The sequence below is a fragment of the Streptomyces qaidamensis genome, assembly GCF_001611795.1.
In the GTDB taxonomy this organism is placed as follows: Bacteria; Actinomycetota; Actinomycetes; order Streptomycetales; family Streptomycetaceae; genus Streptomyces; species Streptomyces qaidamensis.
In genome coordinates, this window is sequence record NZ_CP015098.1 from 6501915 (window position 1) to 6525421 (window position 23507).

16 protein-coding genes are annotated in these 23507 nt (G+C 71.0%); 13 read left to right on the top strand and 3 right to left on the bottom strand.

The window, feature by feature from the left end; genetic code table 11:
* Positions 1-2: 2 nt before the first annotated feature.
* The 6 genes from A4E84_RS29030 to A4E84_RS29055 all read left to right on the top strand — a co-directional run bounded on the left by A4E84_RS29030 (position 3) and on the right by A4E84_RS29055 (position 9256).
* A complete protein-coding gene (locus A4E84_RS29030; protein ID WP_062929357.1) occupies positions 3-1046 on the top strand; it encodes an ABC transporter permease in 1044 nt (347 codons plus the stop codon).
* Complete coding sequence (locus tag A4E84_RS29035; protein ID WP_062929358.1) at positions 1043-1996, top strand: carbohydrate ABC transporter permease; 954 nt, start codon at positions 1043-1045, stop codon at positions 1994-1996. The genes A4E84_RS29030 and A4E84_RS29035 overlap by 4 nt, the downstream gene beginning before the upstream one ends.
* 135 nt (positions 1997-2131) lie before the next feature.
* Complete coding sequence (locus tag A4E84_RS29040; protein ID WP_062929359.1) at positions 2132-4339, top strand: WD40/YVTN/BNR-like repeat-containing protein; 2208 nt, start codon at positions 2132-2134, stop codon at positions 4337-4339.
* The gene (locus A4E84_RS29045; RefSeq protein WP_062929360.1) at positions 4339-6321 is read left to right on the top strand and encodes a beta-galactosidase; all 1983 of its coding nucleotides are present in this window, start codon (positions 4339-4341) and stop codon (positions 6319-6321) included. The genes A4E84_RS29040 and A4E84_RS29045 overlap by 1 nt, the downstream gene beginning before the upstream one ends.
* The gene (locus tag A4E84_RS29050) at positions 6318-8507 is read left to right on the top strand and encodes a glycosyl hydrolase family 95 catalytic domain-containing protein (protein WP_062929361.1); all 2190 of its coding nucleotides are present in this window, start codon (positions 6318-6320) and stop codon (positions 8505-8507) included. The genes A4E84_RS29045 and A4E84_RS29050 overlap by 4 nt, the downstream gene beginning before the upstream one ends.
* 35 nt (positions 8508-8542) lie before the next feature.
* Positions 8543-9256, top strand: coding sequence for a glycoside hydrolase family 12 protein (locus A4E84_RS29055; protein WP_062929362.1), 714 nt, complete (start codon positions 8543-8545; stop codon positions 9254-9256).
* A gap of 31 nt (positions 9257-9287) precedes the next feature.
* Here the strand turns inward: A4E84_RS29055 and A4E84_RS29060 are convergent, their stop codons facing one another.
* The 3 genes from A4E84_RS29060 to A4E84_RS29070 form a co-directional block, all read right to left on the bottom strand.
* The gene (locus A4E84_RS29060) at positions 9288-10475 is read right to left on the bottom strand and encodes a sulfotransferase family protein (protein WP_062929363.1); all 1188 of its coding nucleotides are present in this window, start codon (positions 10473-10475) and stop codon (positions 9288-9290) included.
* Positions 10476-10575: 100 nt separating this feature from the next.
* Positions 10576-12618, bottom strand: coding sequence for a glycoside hydrolase family 31 protein (locus A4E84_RS29065; RefSeq protein WP_062929364.1), 2043 nt, complete (start codon positions 12616-12618; stop codon positions 10576-10578).
* A gap of 71 nt (positions 12619-12689) precedes the next feature.
* The gene (locus A4E84_RS29070; RefSeq protein WP_062929365.1) at positions 12690-13703 is read right to left on the bottom strand and encodes a LacI family DNA-binding transcriptional regulator; all 1014 of its coding nucleotides are present in this window, start codon (positions 13701-13703) and stop codon (positions 12690-12692) included.
* Between the two features lie 348 nt (positions 13704-14051).
* Between A4E84_RS29070 and A4E84_RS29075 the strand changes: the two genes are divergently transcribed.
* From A4E84_RS29075 to A4E84_RS29105, 7 genes are all read left to right on the top strand, one after another.
* Positions 14052-15992, top strand: a complete 1941-nt coding sequence (locus A4E84_RS29075) for an acyl-CoA dehydrogenase family protein (RefSeq protein ID WP_062929366.1) — start codon at positions 14052-14054, stop codon at positions 15990-15992.
* Between the two features lie 96 nt (positions 15993-16088).
* Positions 16089-17345 carry a 1-deoxy-D-xylulose-5-phosphate reductoisomerase gene (dxr, locus tag A4E84_RS29080; RefSeq protein ID WP_062929367.1) on the top strand — a complete coding sequence of 419 codons (1257 nt, stop codon included), beginning with the start codon at positions 16089-16091 and terminating at the stop codon, positions 17343-17345.
* An 8-nt stretch (positions 17346-17353) separates the two neighbouring features.
* On the top strand, positions 17354-18646 hold the full coding sequence (locus tag A4E84_RS29085; RefSeq protein WP_107308524.1) for a M50 family metallopeptidase: 1293 nt from the start codon (positions 17354-17356) through the stop codon (positions 18644-18646).
* A gap of 168 nt (positions 18647-18814) precedes the next feature.
* Positions 18815-19972: a flavodoxin-dependent (E)-4-hydroxy-3-methylbut-2-enyl-diphosphate synthase gene (gene ispG / locus A4E84_RS29090; protein ID WP_062929369.1), complete on the top strand. Its 1158-nt coding sequence runs from the start codon at positions 18815-18817 to the stop codon at positions 19970-19972.
* 175 nt (positions 19973-20147) lie between these two features.
* The gene (locus tag A4E84_RS29095) at positions 20148-20996 is read left to right on the top strand and encodes a GNAT family N-acetyltransferase (RefSeq protein ID WP_062929370.1); all 849 of its coding nucleotides are present in this window, start codon (positions 20148-20150) and stop codon (positions 20994-20996) included.
* Positions 20997-21113: 117 nt separating this feature from the next.
* A complete protein-coding gene (locus A4E84_RS29100) occupies positions 21114-21644 on the top strand; it encodes a GNAT family N-acetyltransferase (protein ID WP_062929371.1) in 531 nt (176 codons plus the stop codon).
* 106 nt (positions 21645-21750) lie between these two features.
* Positions 21751-23451, top strand: a complete 1701-nt coding sequence (locus tag A4E84_RS29105; protein WP_062929372.1) for a proline--tRNA ligase — start codon at positions 21751-21753, stop codon at positions 23449-23451.
* Positions 23452-23507: the final 56 nt, after the last annotated feature.

The following is a 23507-nucleotide window of genomic DNA, read 5'->3' on the forward strand; positions in this document are numbered from 1 at the left end:
CCGTGTCCAACAGCACGGTGCCTCGGACGACGACCGAGGCGAAGACCCCCGCGAGGACTCCGGCGGCGTCCGGCGGCGCCGCCGGACGCCGGGCCCGCGGCGGGAAGAAGAACCCGGGCAAGCTGAGCCTGAAGCTCAGATTCAGGCGTGACCGCACGCTGATCCTCATGACACTGCCGGCGGTCCTGCTGATCCTGGTCTTCAACTACATACCGATCCTCGGCAATGTGGTGGCCTTCCAGGACTACGACCCGTACGCCGGTGACAACGGCTTCGTCGCCATCTTCAACAGCCCCTGGATCGGCATCGAGCAGTTCGAGCGGATCTTCGCCGACTCGGCCTTCTGGCACGCGGTGCAGAACACCCTGGTCCTGTTCTTCCTGCAGCTGGTGCTCTACTTCCCGATCCCCATCCTGCTCGCGCTGCTCATCAACAGTGTGGTCAGGCCCCGGGTGCGGGCGGTGGCCCAAGCGGTCATGTACCTGCCGCACTTCTTCTCCTGGGTCCTCGTCGTCACCGTCTTCATGCAGATCTTCGGCGGCGCCGGGATCATCGCCCAGACCCTGCGCCAGCACGGCTACGAGGGCTTCGACGTGATGACCGACCCGGAGGTCTTCAAGTACCTGGTCACGGCCCAGACCGTCTGGAAGGACGCGGGCTGGGGCATCATCGTCTTCCTCGCCGCGCTCTCCTCGGTCTCCGGCGACCTGTACGAGGCCGCCGCCATGGACGGGGCCGGACGCTGGCGGCGCATGTGGCACATCACGCTGCCCGCCCTGAGGCCGGTGATCGCCCTCCTGCTCGTGCTGCGCGTCGGCGACGCCCTCACCGTCGGATTCGAGCAACTGCTCCTCCAACGACAAGCCGTGGGTGTCAACGCCTCGGAGGTCCTCGACACCTACGTGTGGTGGAACGGCATCCGCAACCAGGACTTCAGCTATGCCGCCGCCGCCGGGCTCATCAAGGGCGTGGTCGGGCTGGCGCTCGTACTGATCGCCAACAAGGTGGCCCATCTCATGGGTGAGCAGGGGGTGTACAAGAAGTGACCGCCGTCCTCGACACTCCGCCCGACGACGCGCATGGCGTCAGGAAACCGAGCCGGTGGGCGGCCCCGCCCCGCCCCGTCTGGGAGGAGCCGCCCAACAAGGCCGGACTGGCCGGCAAGGGAATCGCCCTGACCCTTGCCTGCCTGGCCATCCTCTTCCCGCTGTGGATCGTCATCGTCACCAGCCTCCAGTCCAAGAAGACCATCGACGAGGCCGGCGGCCTGGTGGTGATCCCCCAGGGCATCACCTTCATCGCCTACCAGGAACTCCTCAGCGGCGGACAGGTCCAGAAGGCCACCCTGGTCAGCATCGGTGTGACCGTGGTCGGCACGCTGTTCAGCATGACGGTGTCGGTCCTGTGTGCGTACGGCCTGTCGCGCAGCGGCTCGCTCGGACACCGCGGAATCCTGATGACGCTGCTGGCGACGATGTTCTTCGGGGCCGGCCTCATCCCCACCTATCTGCTGGTGCAGGCCCTCGGCCTGACGGACACCTATCTGGCGCTGATCCTGCCGAGCGCCGTGAGCGTCTTCAACATCCTGGTGCTGCGCGCGTTCTTCATGAACATCTCCCAGGAGCTGATCGACAGCGCCCGCATCGACGGGGCCGGCGACTGGCGGATCCTGTGGAAGATCGTTCTGCCGCTCTCCCGCGCGGTCCTCGCCGTGATCGGCCTCTTCTACGCCGTCGGCTACTGGAGCGCCTGGTTCAACGCGTCGATCTACCTGACCGACCAGGAGATGATGCCGTTGCAGAACGTGATGATCCAGCTGGTGCAGATGCAGCAGCGTCCGGTGGGCCTCCAGGCACAGATCAACACCGGCCAGCTCTCGCCGCTCGCGATCCAGATGGCGGTGATGGTGCTGGCCCTGCTGCCGGTGGCCGTCCTCTCCCCGTTCGTCCAGAAGCACTTCAAGAAGGGCATGCTCACGGGGGCCGTCAAGGGGTAATGCCCCTTGGATGAGTGCTCGCCGTAGCTGTCGGTCTGTGTGTCGAGCGCGGCTTCGTCGTGGTTGTTCGCGCAGTTCCCCGCGCCCCCGAGAAGGGGCATCCACTTCCCCTTTGTGCAAGAACCGAGGTATGTCATGCGCACGTTCCACCTCAGCAGACGAGCCGTGCTCGCCGGGACCGCTGCCGCCGCCGCCGTCACCGCCCTTCCGATGACCCAGGGGCGTGCGCAGGCCGCCGCCTCCGCGGAGACCGCCTACCGCTGGCGCAACGCCGTCCAGGGCGGCACGGGATTCGTCACCGGGGTGCTGTTCCACCCTTCCGTCCGCGGCCTCGCCTACGCCCGCACCGACATCGGCGGTGCCTACCGCTGGGACGACCGGACCGACCGGTGGGTCCCGCTGACCGACCACATCGGCTGGGACGACTGGAACCTGCTCGGGGTGGAGGCCATGGCCGTCGACCCGGCCCATCCGAACCGGCTGTACCTCTCTCTGGGTACGTACGCGCAGTCCTGGGCCGGCAACGGTGCCGTGCTGCGGTCCGAGGACCGCGGCGCGACCTGGAAGCGCACCGACCTCACCGTGAAGCTCGGAGCCAACGAGGACGGGCGCGGCTGCGGTGAGCGACTGCTGGTCGACCCCCGGGACAGCGACACGCTGTGGCTCGGCACCCGCCACGACGGGCTGCTCAAGTCCACCGACCGGGGAGCCACTTGGCAGGCCGTGAGCTTCCCGGCCGCCCCGAGCGCCACCGGGCAGGGCATCACACTCCTCGTCGCCGCGGGCCGTACCGTCTACGCCGGCTGGGGCGACTCCGACGGCACCTCCGCGAACCTCTACACAACCGCCGACGGCACCACCTGGAAGGCCGTCCCCGGGCAGCCCAAGGGCACCGCCGCCAAGGTCCCGGTCCGGGCCGCGTACGACCGGCACACCTGCGAGCTGTACGTGACGTACGCCAACGCGCCGGGCCCCAACGGCCAGTCCGACGGCAGCGTGCACAAGCTGCGTACGACCACCGGGAAGTGGACCGAGGTCACACCCGTGAAGCCCGGCGGGCCGACGGGCGACGGCGGGACCGACTCCTTCGGCTACGGCGGCTGTGCCGTCGACGCCCGCCGCCCCGGCACCGTCGTCGTGTCCACCAACAACCGCTGGTCGCTGATCGACACCCTGTACCGCACCACCGACGGCGGCCGCACCTGGAAGTCCCTGAAGGACAAGGCCGTCCTCGACGTCTCCGAGACGCCCTTCCTCACGTTCGGCGCCGACAAGCCCAAGTTCGGCTGGTGGATCCAGGCCGTCGGCCTCGACCCGTACGACTCCCGGCACGTCGTCTACGGCACCGGCGCCACCCTCTACGGCACCCGCGACCTCAAGCACTGGGCTCCGCAGATCCGCGGCCTGGAGGAGGCGTCCGTCCGCCAGCTGGTCTCGCCTCCGAGCGGCGAGGCGCATCTGATCAGCGGCTCCGGGGACGTCGGCGTGATGTACCACGAGCGGCTCACGGCATCGCCGTCGCGCGGCATGGCGTCGAACCCGGTGTTCGGCTCGGCGACGGGCCTGTCCCTGGCCGCGGCCAAGCCGTCGTACGTGGTCCGGTCAGGCTGGGGCGACAACGGCAACGGCGCCTTCTCGAACGACGGCGGTAAGACCTGGGCGCCCTTCAAGGCGCAGCCCGCCATCGCCAAGGACGCGCCCGGGCCGATCGTCACCAACGCCGACGGCAGCGTGCTGCTGTGGTCCTTCGCGCACTGGGACGGCACCAAGTACCCGGCCCACCGCTCGGCGGACAACGGCGCCACCTGGACCGAGGTCACCTCCTACCCGAAGGGTGCCGCGCCGGTCGCGGACCCCGTCGACCCGACCCGCTTCTACGCCTTCGACACCACCACCGGCACGCTCCACGCCAGCACCGACGGCGGCCGGACCTTCACCGCGCGGGCCACCGGCCTGAACTCGGGGGACACCGAATTCCAGCTCGCCGTCACGCCCGGGCGCTCCGGTCACCTGTGGCTGAGCCTGAAGTGGAACGGGCTGTACCGGTCGACCGACGGCGGCGCGACCTTCACCAAGGTCGCCAGCTGCTGGGCCTCGTACACCCTCGGCTTCGGCAAGGCGGCCGAGGGCGCCTCCTACCCGGCGATCTACATGGTCGGCTCCACGGAGACCATCACCGCCGTGTACCGCTCGGACGACGAGGCGAAGACCTGGACGCGGATCAACGACGACCAGCACCAGTGGGGCTGGATCGGCGCCGCCGTCACCGGCGACCCGCGCGTCTACGGCCGGGTCTACATCGCCACAAACGGCCGCGGCGTGCAGTACGGGGAGCCCGTCTGATGCCGGAGCCGACGGTGCCCGCCCTCAGCGATGCGACCCGGGGCCGTCTCCTCTACGGCGGCGACTACAACCCCGAGCAGTGGCCCGAGGAGACCTGGCACGAGGACGTCCGGCTGATGAAGGCCGCCGGCGTCAACTCGGTCACCCTCGGCGTCTTCTCCTGGTCGGCGCTCGAACCGGAGCCGGGAGCGCGGGAGTTCGGCTGGCTGGACACGCTGATGGACCTGATGCACGACAGCGGCATCGGCGTCGTCCTCGCCACCCCCACCTCCTCGCCCCCGCCCTGGATGGGCCGGCTGCACCCCGACACCCTTCCCGTCACCGAGGACGGCCGCACCGAGTGGTGGGGCGGCCGGCAGCACTTCTCGCACTCCAGCGCCACCTACCGGCGCTACGCCGCCGCCATCACCGAGGACCTGGCCGCCCGCTACGGCGGCCACCCGGCCCTGACGATGTGGCACATCAACAACGAGTACTGCACCTACGACTACGGCGACGAGGCGGCCGCCGCCTTCCGCCGCTGGCTGCGCGAGAAGTACGGCACGCTCGACGCCCTCAACGAGGCCTGGGGCACCGCCTTCTGGAGCCAGGGCTACGACACCTGGGACGGCATCCTGCCGCCCCGCCTGCCGCACTACCTGCGCAACCCCGGCCAGGTCCTGGACTTCCGCCGCTTCACCTCCGACATGCTCCTGGAGTGTTACACCGCCGAACGGGACATCGTCCGGCGGCACACCCCGCACCTGCCGGTCACCAGCAACTTCATGCCGCTGTGGTTCGGACAGGACGCCTGGCGCTGGGCCGAGGAGGAGGACGTCGTCTCCGTCGACCTCTACCCGGACCCGCGCGACCCGCTCGGCGCGCAGAACGGCGCCCTGGTCCAGGACATGACCCGCTCCCAGGCGCGCGGGCCCTGGATGCTGATGGAGCAGGCGGCCGGGCCGGTCAACTGGCGGGGCGTGAACCACCCCAAGCCGCGCGGCCTCAACCGGCTCTGGTCCCTCCAGGCCGTGGCCCGGGGCGCCGACGCCGTCTGCTACTTCCAGTGGCGCCAGTCCCGGCAGGGCGCGGAGAAGTTCCACTCCGGCATGGTCAGCCACGCGGGGGAGGAGGGCCGGACGTACCAGGAGGTCAAGCGGCTCGGCGCCGACCTGGAGCGGATCGCGCCCGAGGTGAGCGGCCGGCACCTCACCGCGAACGTCGCCGTCCTGCACGACTGGCACGCCTGGTGGGCCGGCGCCCAGGACGGCCGCCTGTCCAGCCGGGTGGAGTACCCGGACGTCCTGCGCGCCTGGCACCGGGCCCTGTGGCAGGCACACCTCACCACCGACTTCGCCCACCCCGAGCACGACCTGACGCCGTACTCGCTGGTCGTCGTGCCGCAGCTGTACGCCCTCACCGACACCGCGACCGACAACCTCCTCGCCTATGTACGGCAGGGCGGCACCCTCGTCTGCGGGTTCCAGACCGGTGTCGCCGACGAGGACGACCGGGTCCGCCCCGGCGGCATGGACGCCCGGCTGCGCGAACTGTTCGGCATCCGCACGCTGCACGAGTGGTGGCCCCTGGACGAGGGGGAGACCGTCGCCTGCGAGGGCTTCAGCGGAACGCTGTGGTCCGAGGAACTGGAGGGAGACGGCACCGCCGAGGAGACCGTCCCGTACAAGGGCGGCGAACTCGACGGACTGCCCGCCGTCCTGCGCAAGGGCCGGGCCTGGTACGTCTCCACGCTCCCCGAGCCCGGGGCGCTGCGGGGCCTGCTGGCCTCGATCGCCGCCAAAGCGGGTGTCCGGCCGGTGCTCGACGGGCTCCCCGAGCAGGTCGAGGCCGTACGCCGGGGCGAGGTGCTGTTCGTGTTCAACCACGGCCGCGAGCCGGTGACCGTCGAGGTGCCCGGCACCCACCGTGACCTGCTGACCGGTACCGACGTCACCGACCGGGTCACCCTCGGCCGCTACGAGGCGGCGGTGCTCCGGCCATGACCGCCTCCGCCCCCGTCCACGGCACCTGGGAGCCGCACCCGGCCGCCCGCTGGGAGGACGCCTTCCTCAGCGGCAACGGCCGGCACGGCGCCCTGGTCTTCGGCGATCCGCACGCCGAGCGGGTCGTCGTCACCCACCACACGCTGGTGCGGCCCAACGGCCGGGATCCCCGCCCCCCGCAGCTCGCCGCTGACCTGCCCGGGCTCCAGGACCGTCTCCTGGCGGGCGACACGACCGCCGCCGAGGGCTTCACCGACGGGCGCCCCCACCAGTGGGTGCAGCCTTTCCACCCCGCCTTCCAGGTCCGGCTGGTACGGCCCGGGGACGGCGGCCACGACTACCGGCGGGACGTCGACTTCACCACCGGAGTGGTGAGCACGACCTGTGCCGGGTGGGCCGGCCGCGTCTTCGTCTCCCGCGCCGACGACGTGATCGTCCAGCACGTCACCGGGCCCGGCCTCACCCTCGACATCGACCTGGACCCCCGGCTGCCCGGCGCCCCCGTCCGGCTGGGCATCGGCCACGGGGCCGTCCTCACCCCCGAGGGCGCCCTGCTCAGCCTGCGCGTCCGCTACCCGGACGGCGACCGGGCCTGCACCGGTGTCACCCAGGTCACCGTCACCGGCGGCACGGCCGCCCTCGTGCCTCCGGGCGTGCGCATCGAGGGCGCCCGGTCCGTGCTGCTCCTCACCCGGGTGCACCGGCACACCGGCGAGCTCGACGTGGTCGCCGAGGGACGGGCCCTGCGCGACCTGCCCACGGATTACGACGAGCTCCTCGACCGCCACACCGCCCTGCACCGCACCGCCTACGAGCGGGTCACCCTCGACCTCGCCGCCGACCCCGCCGAACGGGCCCTGCCGGGATCCGAGTTGCTGACGAGGCCCCGCAGCGCGGCCCTGCTGGAGCGTCTCTTCGCCGCCGGGCGCTACCACCTGCTGTCCTCCAGTGGCCTCTTCCCACCCCGTCTGACCGGACTGTGGACCGGCGACTGGGACACCGCCTGGTCGGGTGCGTTCACCAACGACGCCAACCTCAACCTCCAGACCGCCTCGGCCGCTGCCGCCGCCCTTCCCGAGGTCACCGAGGCCCTCGCGAACCTGGTACACCGCCAGCTCCCCGACTGGCGCGACAACGCCCGCGCGATCTTCGGCACCCGGGGCGTCGTCGCCCCCGCCCACACCGACGGCGAGTCCGGCCACTCCTACCACTACAACCGCGAGTACCCGCTGCACCTGTGGACCGCGGGCGCCGACTGGCTGCTCAAGCCGCTCGTCGACCACGACGAGACGCACGGCACCCGCGACCCCCGCACCGCCGCCGCCCTCGCCGAAGTCGCACTGTTCTACGAGGACTTCCTCACCAGGACGGACGAGAACGGCCACCTCGTGGTCGTCCCGTCCTACTCGCCCGAGAACCGGCCGGCGGGCGGGAGCTGGGGCACGATCAACGCCGCCATGGACCTCTCCGCGGCCCGCCACGCCCTGCGCACGGCCGCCGCCCACCACCCGGGCCCCGACGCCGACCGCTGGAACGCCCTCGCCGACCGGCTCCCCCCGTACCGGATCAACGAGGACGGAGCCCTGGCCGAATGGGCCTGGCCCGGCCTCGCCGACTCCTATGACCACCGCCACCTCAGCCACCTCTACGGCGTCTGGCCGCTCGACGAGATCACCCCCTACGACACCCCCGAACTGGCCGCCGCCGCACACCGGGCCCTCGAACTGCGCGGCGCCGAGAACGACTCCGCGCACGGCCACCTCCACCACGCCCTCGTCGCGGCCCGGCTCCGGGACACGGACCGCGTCGCCCACGCCCTCGGCCAGGTCCTGGACGGCGACTTCTTCCACGCCTCCCTGATGAGCGCCCATTACCCGAAGCGCGACGTCTACAACGCCGACGCCGCGCACACCCTGCCCGCCGTGCTCATCGAGATGCTCGTCCAGTCGACCCCCGACCGGCTGGTCCTGCTGCCCGCGCTGCCGTCGGTGTACCCCGAGGGCGCCCTGCGCGGGGTGCGCACCCGGTTCGGGGCCGAGCTCGACCTCACCTGGACGCGGGACGGTGCCACCGCCGTCATCAGGCCCGGCCGCACCCACCGCGTCGAACTTCGGACTTCCTCCGGCGCAGAATCCCTCCACCTGGTCGCCGGAGAAGACCACCTCCTCACCCTGAGGACGTGGTAGTTCCCCCCATCCCCCCCCCCCATGGAAGGGACACCATGGCATCACGCACGCTGAGCAGGGTCACCAAGGCCCTGCTGGCCCCCGCCCTGGCCCTCGGCGCCACCGTCGGCCTCGCCTCGGCCCCCGCCTCCGCCGCCGTCTGGAACTCCTGCGACCAGTGGGGCCAGACCAACCTGAACGGCTACACGCTCTACAACAACATCTGGGGCAGTGGCGCCGGCAGCCAGTGCATCTGGGCCAACTCCGGTACCAACTGGGGCGTCTGGGCCAACCACCCCAACACCGGCGGCATCAAGTCCTACCCGAACCAGACGAAGGCGATCAACAAGTCGATCACCTCGCTGCGCTCGCTCTCCAGCAGCTACAACGTCAGCGTCCCGTCGTCCGGCGCGTACAACACGTCGTACGACATCTGGGACACCGACCACGACTACGAGATCATGCTCTGGGTCAACAAGACCGGGCCCGTCGGCCCGATCGGCTCCTCGCAGGGCAGCGTCAGCCTCGGCGGCCACTCCTGGAACGTCTTCAAGGGCACCAACGGCGCCAACGAGGTGTTCTCGTTCATCCGCACCTCCAACTCCAGCTCCGGCACCGTGAACATCCTGCCGATCCTGAAGTGGATCAAGGACACGAAGAAGTGGATGGGCAACGAGACGATCGGTGACGTGCAGTTCGGCTACGAGGTCACCTCGTCGTCCGGCGGGCTGAACTTCACCACCAACAACCTGACGGTCAGCAGCAGCTGATCCGTCGCGGGGGCCGGGGCCGGCCGTGCCGTCAGGCGCGGTCGACCCCGGCCCGCAGCACGTTGTAGTCCGCGAAGGCCGACTCGACCTCGTCGCGGGTCAGGCCGTAGCGGGACAGGTCGTAGGTGTGCTTGCGGGTGCCCTTGGGGCGGTCGACGGCCGCGGGGAGGCGGGCCGCGTCGGTCTCGGTCCACGGGGCGCCGACGGCGGCGTAGAGCTTCGGCGCGCCGGACGCCGGGTCGGAACCGAGCCAGGCGTACGGGGCGTCCACCAACTGCTCCGGCGGGATGGCCGCCCGGGCCGCGAGGCCGCGCGTCATGGCCCGGCTCAGCAGCTCCAGCCAGGTGGCTCCGATGCCGGCCAGGTCGACGGGGCGGGTGCTGACGGCCATGCCGTGCTCGATCAGGGAGCAGAAGGACGCCACGACGGTCACCGGATCGCGGTGGCACCACACGATCGTCGCGTCGGGGAACACCGTCAGCAGCGCGTCCAGGTTCTCCAGGTGCATGGGGGACTTGAGCATCCAGCGCCGCCGCGGACGGCCGTGCTGGAGCACCTGGTAGACCTGCTTGAGGTACCGGTAGTCGGCGGTGAAGTCCCGCGCGCAGTGCCAGGCCCGGTACTCGGGGATGCGCGCCTGGGAGAACGGCATCAGGGCGTGCGGCAGCGCGAACGTGCACTCCTCCGGGCCCTCGGCGGCCATCGCGTGGATGTCGCGGAAGCGCGGCGCGAACAGGTCCGTGCCCCGGACCATCCGCCGCCCGGCCGCGATCGCCCTGCGCCGCTCCCGGGGCGGCAACTCCAGGTCCGGCGCCAGCAGTTCCCACAGCAGGGGGCTGCGGTGCTCCTCGGAGATCGACAGCACCGAGTGCGTGACGGTGGTCGCGGTGCGGGGCAGCCCCACGACGAACACCGGCTTCTCGACGGGTTCCCGCTCGATCTCCGGGTGCTCGGCGATCAGCCGCCGCACCCGCGCCCGGTTGGCGAGATGCCGCCGGACGTGCCCCTGCGCGGCCTGCCAGCCGACCGGGGTGAGGTGCTCCGCCTTCGCCCACCAGCCCAGCAGGGCCCGGAAGCCGTCGACGAACTCCCGGTCTCCCGGCGCCTCACCGGCCTCCACCACGATGCGGTCGAAGACCCGGCCGGGATCATGACGGGACCCGAAGGCCGGCCGCAGCAGCAGACCGGCCACGGTGAGGGCGAGCGGTGAAGAGGCCACGCCAAGACCCTATCCACCGAACTGCTCCTTGTCGCAGGTGAGTTGGGGAGACGGCCGGAACCCGACTGCGGCCCGCGCCCCGGCCGTCCCCTCCGCACGGCTACTCCGCTACAGGCAGCCGTGCCCCGTCCCGCAGGAACAGCGGGATGCGGTCCAGCGGGGCGTCGACCGTCACGGCCCGGCCGCCCTCGTACGTCTCACCCGTCCACGCGTCCGTCCAGGACGCCCCGGCCGGCAGGTACGCCGTACGGGCGGTGGCGCCGGCCGTCAGCACCGGGGCGACCAGCAGGTCGGGGCCGAACAGGTAGGAGTCGTCGACCGACCAGGCCGCCTGGTCGTCGGGGAACTCCAGGAACAGCGGCCGCATCACCGGCAGGCCCTCCTCGTGGGCCGCCCGCATCACGTCCATAACGTACGGCTTCAGCCGCTCGCGCAGCCGCAGGTACCGCTCCAGGATCGCCCCGGCCTCCTCGCCGTACGACCACACCTCGTTCGGGCCGCCCGTCATCTCCGGGCCCAGCGGCATGCCAGGGTCGCGGAAGCCGTGCAGCCGCATCAGCGGGGACAGCGCGCCGAACTGGAACCAGCGGACCATCACCTCCCGGTAGGCCGGGTCGTCCGGGTCGCCGCCGTGGAAGCCGCCGATGTCGGTGTTCCACCACGGGATGCCCGACAGGGCGGTGTTGAGGCCGGCCGCGATCTGGCGGCGCAGGGTCGGGAAGTCCGTGCCGATGTCACCGGACCACAGGGCGGCGCCGTAGCGCTGACTGCCCGCCCACGCCGAGCGGTTGAGGGTGACGATCTCCTCCTCGCCGGTGGCGGCCAGGCCCTCGTAGAACGTGCGGGCGTTCTCCGCCGGGTAGGCGTTGCCGACCTCCAGGCCCGGGCCCGCCCAGTAGCGCAGGTTCTCCTGGAAGCCGGGCTTCAGCTCCGGCTCGCAGGCGTCCAGCCAGAACGCCGTGATGCCGTACGGGTCGAGGTAGTTCTCCTTCACCTTCGACCACACGAACTCCCGGGCCTCCGGGTTGGTGGCGTCGTAGAAGGCCACCTGGACGGTGGAGGCGACCTCCTTGTCGGGCCAGTCGGCGTGCGCCATCGGCCCGTACTGGGTGCCGATGAACCAGCCGCGCTGCTCCAGGACGGGGTGGTTCTCGCTGAGCGGCGACACCGATGGCCAGACGCTCACCACCAGCTTGATGCCGAGCTCCTCCAGCTCGCGCACCATCGCCGCCGGGTCCGGCCACTCCTTCGGGTCGAACTTCCAGTCGCCCAGGTGCGTCCAGTGGAAGAAGTCGCAGACGATCGCCGAGATGGGCAGCCCCCGCCGCTTGTACTCCCGGGCCACCGCCATCAGTTCGTCCTGGGTGCGGTAGCGCAGCTTGCACTGCCAGAAGCCCGCCGCCCACTCCGGCAGCATCGGGCTGCGGCCGGTCACCGCGCTGTAGCGGCGCTGGCCGTCGGCCGGATCGCCCGCCGTGATCCAGTAGTCGATCTGCCGGGCCGAGTCGGCGACCCAGCGGGTGCCGTTGTGCGCCAGCTCCACCCGGCCGATCGCCGGGTTGTTCCACAGCAGGGTGTAGCCACGGCTGGAGCTGAGCACCGGGATGCCGACCTCGGCGTTGCGCTGGACCAGGTCCAGGACCAGGCCCTTCTGGTCGAGGCGCCCGTGCTGGTGCTGGCCGAGGCCGTACAGCTTCTCGTCGTCGTAGGCGGCGAACCGCTGCTCCAGGCGGTGGTGGCCGTTGCCGACGGCCGTGTAGAGGCGGGAGCCGGGCCACCAGAAGTGGGCGCGGTCCTCGGCGAGGATCTCCTCGGAGTCCTCCGTGCGCAGGAAGCGGATCAGACCCTCGGCGCTCACCTCGACGGTGAGCGCGCCGACGGTCAGCTGCCCGCGGCCGTCCTCGATCTTCACCGTGGCCGCCGTCGCGGGAGCCTCGTCGAGCAGGGCGCCCGGGAGTCCTTCGAGGACCGGGCCGCCGAGCCGGGCACGTACCCGGACCGCGTCCGGACCCCACGGCTCGATCCGGAGGGTCTCCTGGCGGCCGCTCCACTCCAGCGCGCCGTCCCGCTCGCGGAACGTGCCGACGGTCGGGGAGGACTGCGCCAGGCTCACCTGGGGCTGGGTTTCAGCAGGCTTGTTCACGAGGCGGGCTCCTGTGCGGAAGCAGACATGGGGGTGCCCCGGAAGGGGCGCTGTTCAATGGCAGGGAGTGACTACGACCGGCTCGGCGCCGGCCCCGTGCTCCCCCGGACCGTCAGCTCGGGCGCGATCAGCACGACGTCGTCGCTGCCGCGCCCGTCGAGCTTGGCCACCAGGTGCTCCACGGCGTGCCGCCCCATCTCCTGCGCGGGGATGGCCACCGACGTGAGTCGCACCGAGGCCTGCATCGCGACCTGGTCCGGGCAGACCGCGACCACCGACACGTCCTCCGGCACGGCCCGGCCCTGCTGCCGCAGCAGCGCGAGCAGCGGCTCCACCGCCGACTCGTTCTGCACGATGAGCCCCGAGGTGTCCGGGCGCTCGTCGAGGATCCGCGCGAGCGTCACCGCCATCGCGTCGTACCCGCCCTCGCACGGCCGGTGCAGCAGCCGCACGCCCAGCTCCCGGGAACGGGTCCTGAGCCCGTCCAGGGTGCGTTCGGCGAAGCCGGTGTGCCGCTCGTAGACGGCAGGAGCCTCCCCGACGACGGCGATGTCCTGGTGCCCCTGCTTGGCCAGGTGCTCCACGCACAGCGCGCCCGTCGCCCGGAAGTCCAGATCGACGCAGGTCAGCCCCGCGGTGTCGGCGGGCAGCCCGATCAGCACGGACGGCTGGTCCGTCGCGCGCAGCAGCGGCAGCCGCTCGTCGTCGAGCTCGACGTCCATCAGGATCATCCCGTCGGCGATCCCGCTGCCCGCCACGCGGCGCACCGCGTCGGGGCCCTCCTCGCCGGTGAGCAGCAGCACGTCGTACCCGTGGGCGCGGGCGGAGGTCGCCACGGCGATGGCGATCTCCATCATCACGGGCACGTACATGTCCGTGCGCAGCGGGACCATCAGCGCGATGATGTTCGACTTGCTGCTGGCCAGGGCACGGGCCCCGGCGTTCGGGTGGTACCCGAGCTCGCGGATGCTCCGCTCGACCCGCTGCCGGGTGTTCGCGGAGATGGACCGCTTGCCGCTGAGGACATAGCTCACCGTGCTCGCCGAGACTCCGGCGTGCTGGGCGACCTCGGCGAGGGTGACCATCCAGCTCTCCAAGCTCTTGTGAAGCGCTTCGACAGTGCGCGTAGCTGATAAGGGTGGGGGAGGGTGGTTCGACAGTAGCTCCAGCAGGAGTGGGTGTCCATAGGTTGTCGAAGCGCTTCGATGCGGATTTTCCGGAGCGCTCTCAGAGCAGGACTCGTCCACCGGGACGGCACCTCGATGCAACACCGTCGTCGGGCGCGCGACAAGTGCCGGGCGTGCCGCGCCCCCTTCGGCTGAACGGACGCGCGAGGACTGGTGGGAGCGTCCGGATTCGGGTACCAACGATCCAGTAGCACTGGTCGGTAACGAAACGGTCCTCCATCTTCTAGTTGCGGCGAGGTGCCCCTCATGTCCGCTTCCACCACCCCTTCTTCCCGTCCCGCCGTCACCGAGCGGGAGGCCCGTGAGGTGGCGGAGGCCGCCCGGGAACAGCACTGGCGCAAGCCCAGCTTCGCCAAGGAGCTGTTCCTCGGCCGCTTCCGGCTCGACCTCATCCATCCCCACCCCCTCCCGGACGACGAGGCGGCCCAGCGCGGCGAGGAGTTCCTCGCCAAGCTCCGCGACTTCGTCGAGACGAAGGTCGACGGGGCCCTCATCGAGCGCGAGGCCCGCATCCCCGACGAGGTGATCGACGGGCTGAAGGAGCTCGGCGCCTTCGGCATGAAGATCGACACCAAGTACGGCGGCCTCGGCCTCGGGCAGGTGTACTACAACAAGGCGCTCTCCCTGGCAGGCTCGGCCAGCGCCGCGATCGGCGTGCTGCTCTCCGCGCACCAGTCGATCGGCGTGCCCCAGCCCCTGAAACTGTTCGGCACCCAGGAGCAGCGGGAGCGCTTCCTGCCGCGCTGCGCCCGCACGGACATCAGCGCCTTCCTGCTCACCGAGCCCGACGTCGGCTCCGACCCGGCCCGCCTCGCCACCACCGCGATCCCGGACGGCGACGACTACGTCCTCGACGGCGTGAAGTTGTGGACCACCAACGGCGTCGTCGCCGACCTGCTGGTCGTCATGGCCCGGGTCCCGAAGAGCGAGGGCCACCGCGGCGGCATCACCGCCTTCGTCGTCGAGACGAACGCGCCGGGTGTCACCGTCGAGAACCGCAACGCCTTCATGGGCCTGCGCGGCATCGAGAACGGCGTCACCCGCTTCCACCAGGTCCGCGTCCCCGCCGCCAACCGCGTCGGCGAGGAGGGCCAGGGCCTCAAGATCGCCCTGACCACGCTCAACACCGGCAGGCTCTCCCTGCCGGCGTCCTGCGTCGCGGCCGGCAAGTGGTGCCTGAAGATCGCCCGGGAGTGGTCGGCGGCCCGCGAGCAGTGGGGCAAGCCCGTCGCGCACCACGAGGCGGTGGGCTCCAAGATCTCCTTCATCGCGGCCACCACCTTCGCCCTGGAGGCCGTGACGGACCTGGCCTCGCAGATGGCCGACGAGGACCGCAACGACATCCGCATCGAAGGCGCCCTCGCCAAGCTCTACGCCTCCGAGATGGCCTGGACGATGGCCGACGAGCTCGTCCAGATCCGCGGCGGACGCGGCTTCGAGACGGCCGAGTCCCTGAGGGCCCGCGGCGAGCGCGGCGTCCCCGCCGAACAGCTCCTGCGCGACCTGCGCATCAACCGCATCTTCGAGGGCTCCACCGAGATCATGCACCTGCTGATCGCCCGCGAGGCCGTCGACGCCCACCTCTCGGTCGCCGGCGACCTCATCGACCCCGAGAAGTCCCTCGGCGACAAGGCCAGGGCGGGTGCGAACGCCGGCGTCTTCTACGCCAAGTGGCTGCCGAAGCTGGTCGCGGGCCCCGGCCGGCTGCCCGCCTCCTACAGCGAGTTCAAGCACGAGGTGGACCTCTCCGGGCACCTGCGCTACGTCGAGCGCACCGCCCGCAAGCTCGCCCGCTCCACCTTCTACGCCATGTCCCGCTGGCAGGGCCGGATGGAGTCCAAGCAGGGCTTCCTCGGCCGGATCGTCGACATCGGCGCCGAGCTGTTCGCCATGAGCGCGTCCTGCGTGCGGGCCGAGCTCCTGCGCAGCCAGGGCGACCACGGCCGCGAGGCCTACCAGCTCGCCGACGTCTTCTGCCGCCAGGCCAGGATCCGCGTCGAGGAGCTCTTCACCCGCCTGTGGACCAACACCGACGACCTCGACCGCAAGGTCGTCAAGGGCGTCCTGTCCGGCACGTACGAGTGGCTGGAGCAGGGCATCGTCGACCCGTCGGGCGAGGGGCCCTGGATCGCGGACGCGACACCGGGACCGTCGCAGCGGGAGAACGTCCACCGGCCCATCAGGTAGACCCGGCCCTCACAGGGGCGTGCGCCGGTATGGCGCGCGCCCCCGTGAGGGGGATGCGCTGTCCTCACACACCGGCCTTACGGCAACAATGGAGCAATGAGCGACAGTCCAGCCCCCCTCGCCGATCCGCATCTGGTCTACGACCCCGTAGCGGGAGACGGCCCCAAGGACGTGGTGATCCTCGGCTCCACCGGGTCCATCGGCACCCAGGCCATCGACCTCGTGCTGCGCAACCCCGGCCGGTTCCGGGTCACCGGCCTCTCGGCCAACGGCGGCCGGGTCGCCCTCCTCGCCGAGCAGGCGTACCGGCTACGGGTGCGGACGGTCGCCGTGGCCCGCGAGGACGTCGTACCGGCCCTGCGTGAGGCGCTCACCGCGCAGTACGGCACGAGCGGGCCGCTCCCCGAGATCCTCGCCGGCCCGGACGCGGCGTCCCAGGTCGCGGCCTCCGACTGCCACACCGTCCTGAACGGCATCACCGGCTCCATCGGACTCGCCCCGACCCTGGCCGCCCTGGAGGCGGGCCGCACCCTCGCGCTCGCCAACAAGGAGTCGCTCATCGTGGGCGGCCCGCTGGTCAAGGCCCTCGCCAAGCCCGGGCAGATCATCCCGGTCGACTCCGAGCACGCCGCCCTCTTCCAGGCCCTGGCCGCCGGCACCCGCGCCGACGTCCGCAAGCTGGTCGTCACCGCCTCCGGCGGCCCCTTCCGCGGCCGCACGAAGGCCGAGCTCGCGGGCGTCACCGTCGAGGACGCCCTCGCGCACCCCACCTGGGCCATGGGCCCGGTCATCACGATCAACTCCGCGACCCTCGTCAACAAGGGCCTGGAGGTCATCGAGGCGCACCTCCTCTACGACATTCCCTTCGACCGCATTGAGGTCGTCGTGCATCCCCAGTCGTATGTCCACTCGATGGTTGAGTTCACGGATGGATCGACACTGGCCCAGGCGACCCCGCCCGACATGCGCGGGCCCATCGCCATCGGCCTCGGCTGGCCCGAGCGCGTGCCCGACGCGGCGCCCACCTTCGACTGGAGCAAGGCTTCGACCTGGGAGTTCTTCCCGCTCGACAACGAGGCCTTCCCCTCGGTGAACCTCGCCCGGCACGTGGGCGAGCTCGCGGGCACCGCCCCGGCGGTGTTCAATGCGGCCAACGAGGAGTGCGTGGAGGCGTTCCGCCAGGGCGCACTGCCCTTCGACGGGATCATGGACACCGTCACCCGGGTCGTCGAGGAGCACGGCACCCCGCGTACGGGAACCTCACTCACCGTGTCGGACGTCCTCGAAGCGGAGACCTGGGCGCGGACCCGGGCCCGGCAACTGGCGGCACAGACGGCGGAGGCCCGTGCATGACGACCCTGATGTTCATCCTCGGCATACTCCTCTTCGCGGTCGGCCTGCTGTTCTCGATCGCGTGGCACGAGCTGGGGCACCTGTCCACCGCCAAGCTCTTCGGCATCCGCGTGCCGCAGTACATGGTCGGCTTCGGCCCCACCCTCTTCTCGCGCAACAAGGGCGAGACGGAGTACGGCATCAAGGCCATCCCGTTCGGCGGCTACATCCGCATGATCGGCATGTTCCCGCCCGGGCCCGACGGCCGGATGGAGGCCCGCTCCACCTCCCCGTGGCGCGGCATGATCGAGGACGCCCGTACCGCCGCCTACGAGGAGCTCAAGCCGGGCGACGAGAACCGCATGTTCTACACGCGCTCCCCCTGGAAGCGCGTGATCGTGATGTTCGCGGGCCCCTTCATGAACCTGGTCCTCGCGGTGGCGCTGTTCCTCACCGTCCTGATGGGCTTCGGCATCACCCAGCAGACCACCACGGTCAGCTCGGTCTCCCAGTGCGTCATCGCGCAGAACGAGAACCGCGACAAGTGCGAGAAGGGCGACCCGGCCGCCCCGGCCGCCGCGGCCGGCCTCAAGGCGGGCGACAAGATCGTCTCCTTCGACGGGGTGAAGACCGACGACTGGAACAAGCTCTCCGACCTGATCCGCGCCACCCCCGGCAAGGAGGTGCCGCTCGTCGTCGAGCGGGACGGCCGGGACGTCACCCTGCACGCGAAGATCGCCACGAACCAGGTCGCCAAGAAGGACTCCTCCGGTCAGATCGTCGAAGGCCAGTACGTCCAGGCGGGCTTCCTCGGCTTCAGCGCCGCCACGGGCGTGGTCAAGCAGGACTTCGGCGACTCCGTGACCTGGATGGGCGACCGCATCGGCGAGGCCGTCGACTCCCTCGCCGCCCTGCCCGGCAAGGTCCCCGCCCTGTGGAACGCGGCCTTCGACGGCGCCCCGCGCGAGGCCGACTCCCCGATGGGCGTGGTCGGCGCGGCCCGCGTCGGCGGCGAGATCTTCACCCTCGACATCCCGCCCACCCAGCAGCTGGCCATGGCCCTCATGCTGGTCGCCGGCTTCAACCTCTCCCTGTTCCTGTTCAACATGCTCCCGCTGCTGCCGCTCGACGGCGGCCACATCGCGGGAGCCCTGTGGGAGTCGCTGCGCCGCAACACGGCCAAGGTGCTGCGCCGGCCCGACCCGGGCCCCTTCGACGTGGCGAAGCTCATGCCGGTCGCCTACGTCGTCGCGGGGATCTTCATCTGCTTCACGATCCTGGTCCTGATCGCGGACGTGGTCAACCCGGTGAGAATCTCCTAGTCATACGGCGTTCGCGGCGGCCCGGCATGCTTTTCGCCGGGCCGCCTCCCATCGGGTGGCACGGTGGGTGGGATGTGCCCGCCCCGAGGCATGTGCCGTAATCTCGAAGCTCGGAGCCCGCTGCTCACGGGACCGGACCTTGATCCACGACTTGGGGTTGCACAGCAGATGACTGCGATTTCTCTCGGCATGCCGTCCGTTCCGACCAAGCTCGCCGAGCGCCGGAAGAGCCGCCAGATCCAGGTCGGATCCGTGGCCGTCGGCGGAGACGCCCCCGTCTCGGTGCAGTCGATGACCACGACGCGCACCTCCGACATCGGCTCCACGCTCCAGCAGATCGCCGAACTCACCGCCTCGGGCTGCCAGATCGTCCGGGTCGCCTGCCCCACCCAGGACGACGCCGACGCCCTCGCGACCATCGCCCGCAAGTCGCAGATCCCGGTCATCGCCGACATCCACTTCCAGCCGAAGTACGTCTTCGCGGCCATCGAGGCCGGCTGCGCTGCGGTCCGCGTCAACCCCGGCAACATCAAGCAGTTCGACGACAAGGTCAAGGAGATCGCCAAGGCGGCCCGGGACCACGGCACCCCGATCCGCATCGGCGTCAACGCGGGCTCCCTCGACCGGCGTCTCCTCCAGAAGTACGGCAAGGCGACCCCCGAGGCCCTGGTCGAGTCGGCCCTGTGGGAGGCGTCCCTCTTCGAGGAGCACGACTTCCGCGACATCAAGATCTCCGTCAAGCACAACGACCCGGTCGTCATGATCGAGGCCTACAAGCAGCTCGCCGCCCAGTGCGACTACCCGCTGCACCTCGGCGTCACGGAGGCGGGACCGGCCTTCCAGGGCACCATCAAGTCGGCCGTCGCCTTCGGCGCGCTCCTCTCCCAGGGCATCGGTGACACGATCCGCGTCTCGCTCTCGGCGCCCCCGGCCGAGGAGGTCAAGGTCGGCATCCAGATCCTGGAGTCCCTGAACCTCAAGGAGCGCGGCCTGGAGATCGTCTCCTGCCCGTCCTGCGGCCGCGCCCAGGTCGACGTCTACAAGCTGGCCGAAGAGGTCACCGCCGGCCTCACCGGCATGGAGGTCCCGCTCCGCGTCGCCGTCATGGGCTGCGTCGTGAACGGCCCCGGCGAGGCCCGCGAGGCCGACCTCGGCGTCGCCTCCGGCAACGGCAAGGGCCAGATCTTCGTCAAGGGCGAGGTCATCAAGACCGTCCCCGAGTCCAAGATCGTGGAGACCCTCATCGAAGAGGCCATGAAGCTGGCCGAGCAGATGGAGAAGGACGGCGTGACCTCGGGTGAGCCGTCGGTGGCGGTCGCGGGCTGATGTTGTTGTCGCCGGTTTCCCCGCGCCCTTTCCTGGGGGCGCGGGGAACTGCGCGACCAGCCACAGACGACCCGCAGCCGCCCGCCGGCCCAGAAGCCCCGAGCTCGGAGGCGTCCCGCTCAAGCAGCGCAGCTATAGTGCGGAGACCAGCAACCCCAGTTCGTGAGGCCCGCACGTGTTGACGCAGACCACCTCACGGGTCCTCGAACCGAGCGACCTGGACGCGGCGCTCGCCGTCCTCGACCGCGAGCCGGTCGCGAACGCCTTCGTGACGTCCCGTGTGCAGATCGCCGGACTCGACCCGTGGCGGCTCGGCGGCGAGATGTGGGGCTGGTACGAGGACGGCATCCTCACCTCCCTCTGCTACGCCGGCGCCAACCTGGTCCCGATCTGCGCCGGCCCGCGCGCCATTCGCGCCTTCGCCGACCGTGCGCGCAGGGCCGGCCGCCGCTGCTCCTCCATCGTCGGCCCCTCCGGCGCCACCTCCGACCTGTGGCGGCTGCTGGAACCGCAGTGGGGCCCGGCCCGCGAAGTCCGCCGGCACCAGCCGCTCATGGTCACCGACCGCCTCCCGGCCGACCTCACCCCGGACCCCTACGTCCGTCGCGTCCGCAAGGACGAGATGGAGAGGATCATGCCGGCGTGCGTCGCGATGTTCACCGAGGAGGTCGGCGTCTCCCCGCTGGCCGGTGACGGCGGCCTGCTCTACCAGGCCCGCGTAGCCGAACTCGTCGGCTCCGGCCGCGCCTTCGCCCGCTTCGACGCCGACGGCAAGGTCGTCTTCAAGGCCGAGATCGGCGCCGCGACGGACCGCGCCTGCCAGATCCAGGGTGTGTGGGTGGCCCCCGAGTACCGGGGCACCGGCCTGGCGGCCCCCGGCATGGCGGCCGTACTGCGCTACGCCCTGGCCGACGTCGCCCCCGTGGTCAGCCTCTACGTCAACGACTTCAACACGGCGGCCAGAAGGGCTTATCAGAGGGTGGGCTTCCGGGAAGTGGGAGCGTTCATGAGCGTCCTGTTCTGAAGGGCCCTCAGGGGCGCGGGGCTGTATCCGCTGTGCGGCTCCGCCGCGTGGGCGCGAGCAACCACATGCGGCCCGCACCCGTACGCCAACCGAATCCGCCCCTGTAGGCTCCCCGCCATGGACCTGGTGATCGGCCCACTCGACCTCTCCGCCCACGTAGACGAGGCGCTGGCCGTCCAAGCCGTGGCCTTCGGCCTAGGCCCGGACGAGGTAGCCGTCCGACGCCAGATCGTCCTGCGCCACATGACGTACCCAGGGGCCCGCGCCCTCGGCGCCACAGCCGACGGCAGCCTCGTCGGCTTCGTCTACGGCATGCCCAACGACCGCACCCACTGGTGGTCCACCGTCGTGGAGCCCTACCTCCGCGCCCAGGACAACGACCACTGGCTCGACGACAGCTTCGTGATCACCGAACTGCACGTCCACCCCGCGTACCAGAACCGCGGCCTCGGACGCTCCCTGATCACCACGATCACCGACGACGCCGCCGAACCCCGCTCGATCCTCTCCGCGATCGACACCGAGAGCCCCGCCCGCGCCCTCTACCGCTCCCTCGGCTACCAGGACCTCGCCCGCCAGGTCCTCTTCCCGAGTGCCCCGAAGCCGTACGCCGTGATGGGAGCCCCGCTCCCGCTCCTCCGTCGTTAACCGATTTCCACCGCCGCGCACCCCCCGGATAACCTCCTGCCATCACCTTCCCCCACTCTCGGCTCCGCTCGAGCGGGGGACCCCCAGCAGCAGGAGCAGAGGAACCATGGCGAACGCACCGGTCCAGCGCATGTCCCAGTTGTTGGCGAAGACGTTGCGCGACGACCCGGCGGACGCCGAGGTCCTCAGCCACAAGCTCCTCGTCCGCGCCGGCTACGTACGCCGCACCGCCGCCGGCATCTGGAGCTGGCTGCCCCTCGGCAAGAAGGTGCTGGCCAACGTCGAGCGGATCGTCCGTGAGGAGATGGACGCCGTCGGCGCCCAGGAAGTCCTGCTCCCCGCCATCCTCCCGCGCGAGCCCTACGAGGCCACCGGCCGCTGGGAGGAGTACGGCCCCGAGCTGTTCCGCCTCCAGGACCGCAAGGGCGGCGACTACCTCCTCGGCCCCACCCACGAGGAGATCTTCACCCTCCTGGTGAAGGACCAGGCGTCCTCCTACAAGGACCTGCCGGTGATCCTCTACCAGATCCAGAACAAGTACCGCGACGAGGCCCGGCCCCGCGCCGGCATCCTGCGCGGCCGCGAGTTCCTCATGAAGGACTCCTACTCCTTCGACACCGAGGACGAGGGCCTCGCCAAGTCCTACGCCCTGCACCGCGAGGCCTACCAGAAGATCTTCGCGCGCCTCGGCCTCGACTACCGCATCTGCGCCGCGACGGCCGGCGCCATGGGCGGCTCCAAGTCCGAGGAGTTCCTCGCCCCCGCCGAGGCCGGCGAGGACACCTTCGCCGACTGCCCGAACTGCGACTTCGCCGCCAACACCGAGGCGATCACGTACGAGTTGACGTCTGTCGACGCCTCGGACGTGCCGGCCGCCGAGGACATCCCGACCCCCGACACCCCCACCATCGAGACCCTCGCCGCCTCCCTCGGCGTCCCGGCCTCGGCCACGCTGAAGAACCTCCTCGTGAAGGTCGACGGCGAGATCGTCGCCGTGGGCGTCCCCGGGGACCGCGAGGTCGACATGGACAAGGTCGAGGCGCACTTCGCCCCGGCCACCGTCGAACTGGTCACCGAGACGGACTTCGCGGCCCGCCCCGACCTGGTCCGCGGCTACGTCGGACCGCGGGGCCTGGAGAAGGTCACGTACATCGCCGACCCGCGCGTGGCACCCGGCACGTCCTGGATCACCGGCGCGAACAAGGCCGGCACGCACACGAAGAACGTCGTAGCGGGCCGCGACTTCGAGGTCGACCAGTACGTCGACGTCGTGGTCGTGCAGGAGGGCGATCCCTGCCCGAAGTGCGGCACGGGCCTCGTCCTCGACCGCGCCATCGAGATCGGCCACATCTTCCAGCTGGGCCGCAAGTACGCCGACGCCCTCAAGCTCGACGTCCTCGGCCAGAACGGCAAGCCGGTCCGCGTCACCATGGGCTCGTACGGCATCGGCGTCTCCCGCGCGGTCGCCGCCCTGGCCGAGCAGAGCGCCGACGACAAGGGGCTCTGCTGGCCCGCCGAGGTCGCTCCGGCCGACGTCCACGTGGTCGCCGCCGGCAAGGCCCTCCAGACCGAACTGGCCCTGGACATCTCCCAGAAGCTGGCCGCCGCCGGTGTCCGCGTCCTGGTCGACGACCGCCCCGGCGTCTCCCCGGGCGTCAAGTTCACGGACTCCGAGCTGATCGGCGTACCGCAGATCCTGGTGGCCGGCCGGCGCGCGGCCGACGGCGTGGTGGAACTGAAGGACCGCCGCACCGGCGAGCGCGAGGAACTGACCGTCGAGGAGGCCGTCGCCCGCCTCACGGCGTAGCACCGGCAGCACCGGGCGGACTGGCCGAATCAGTCCGCCCGGTGCCCGACGACACG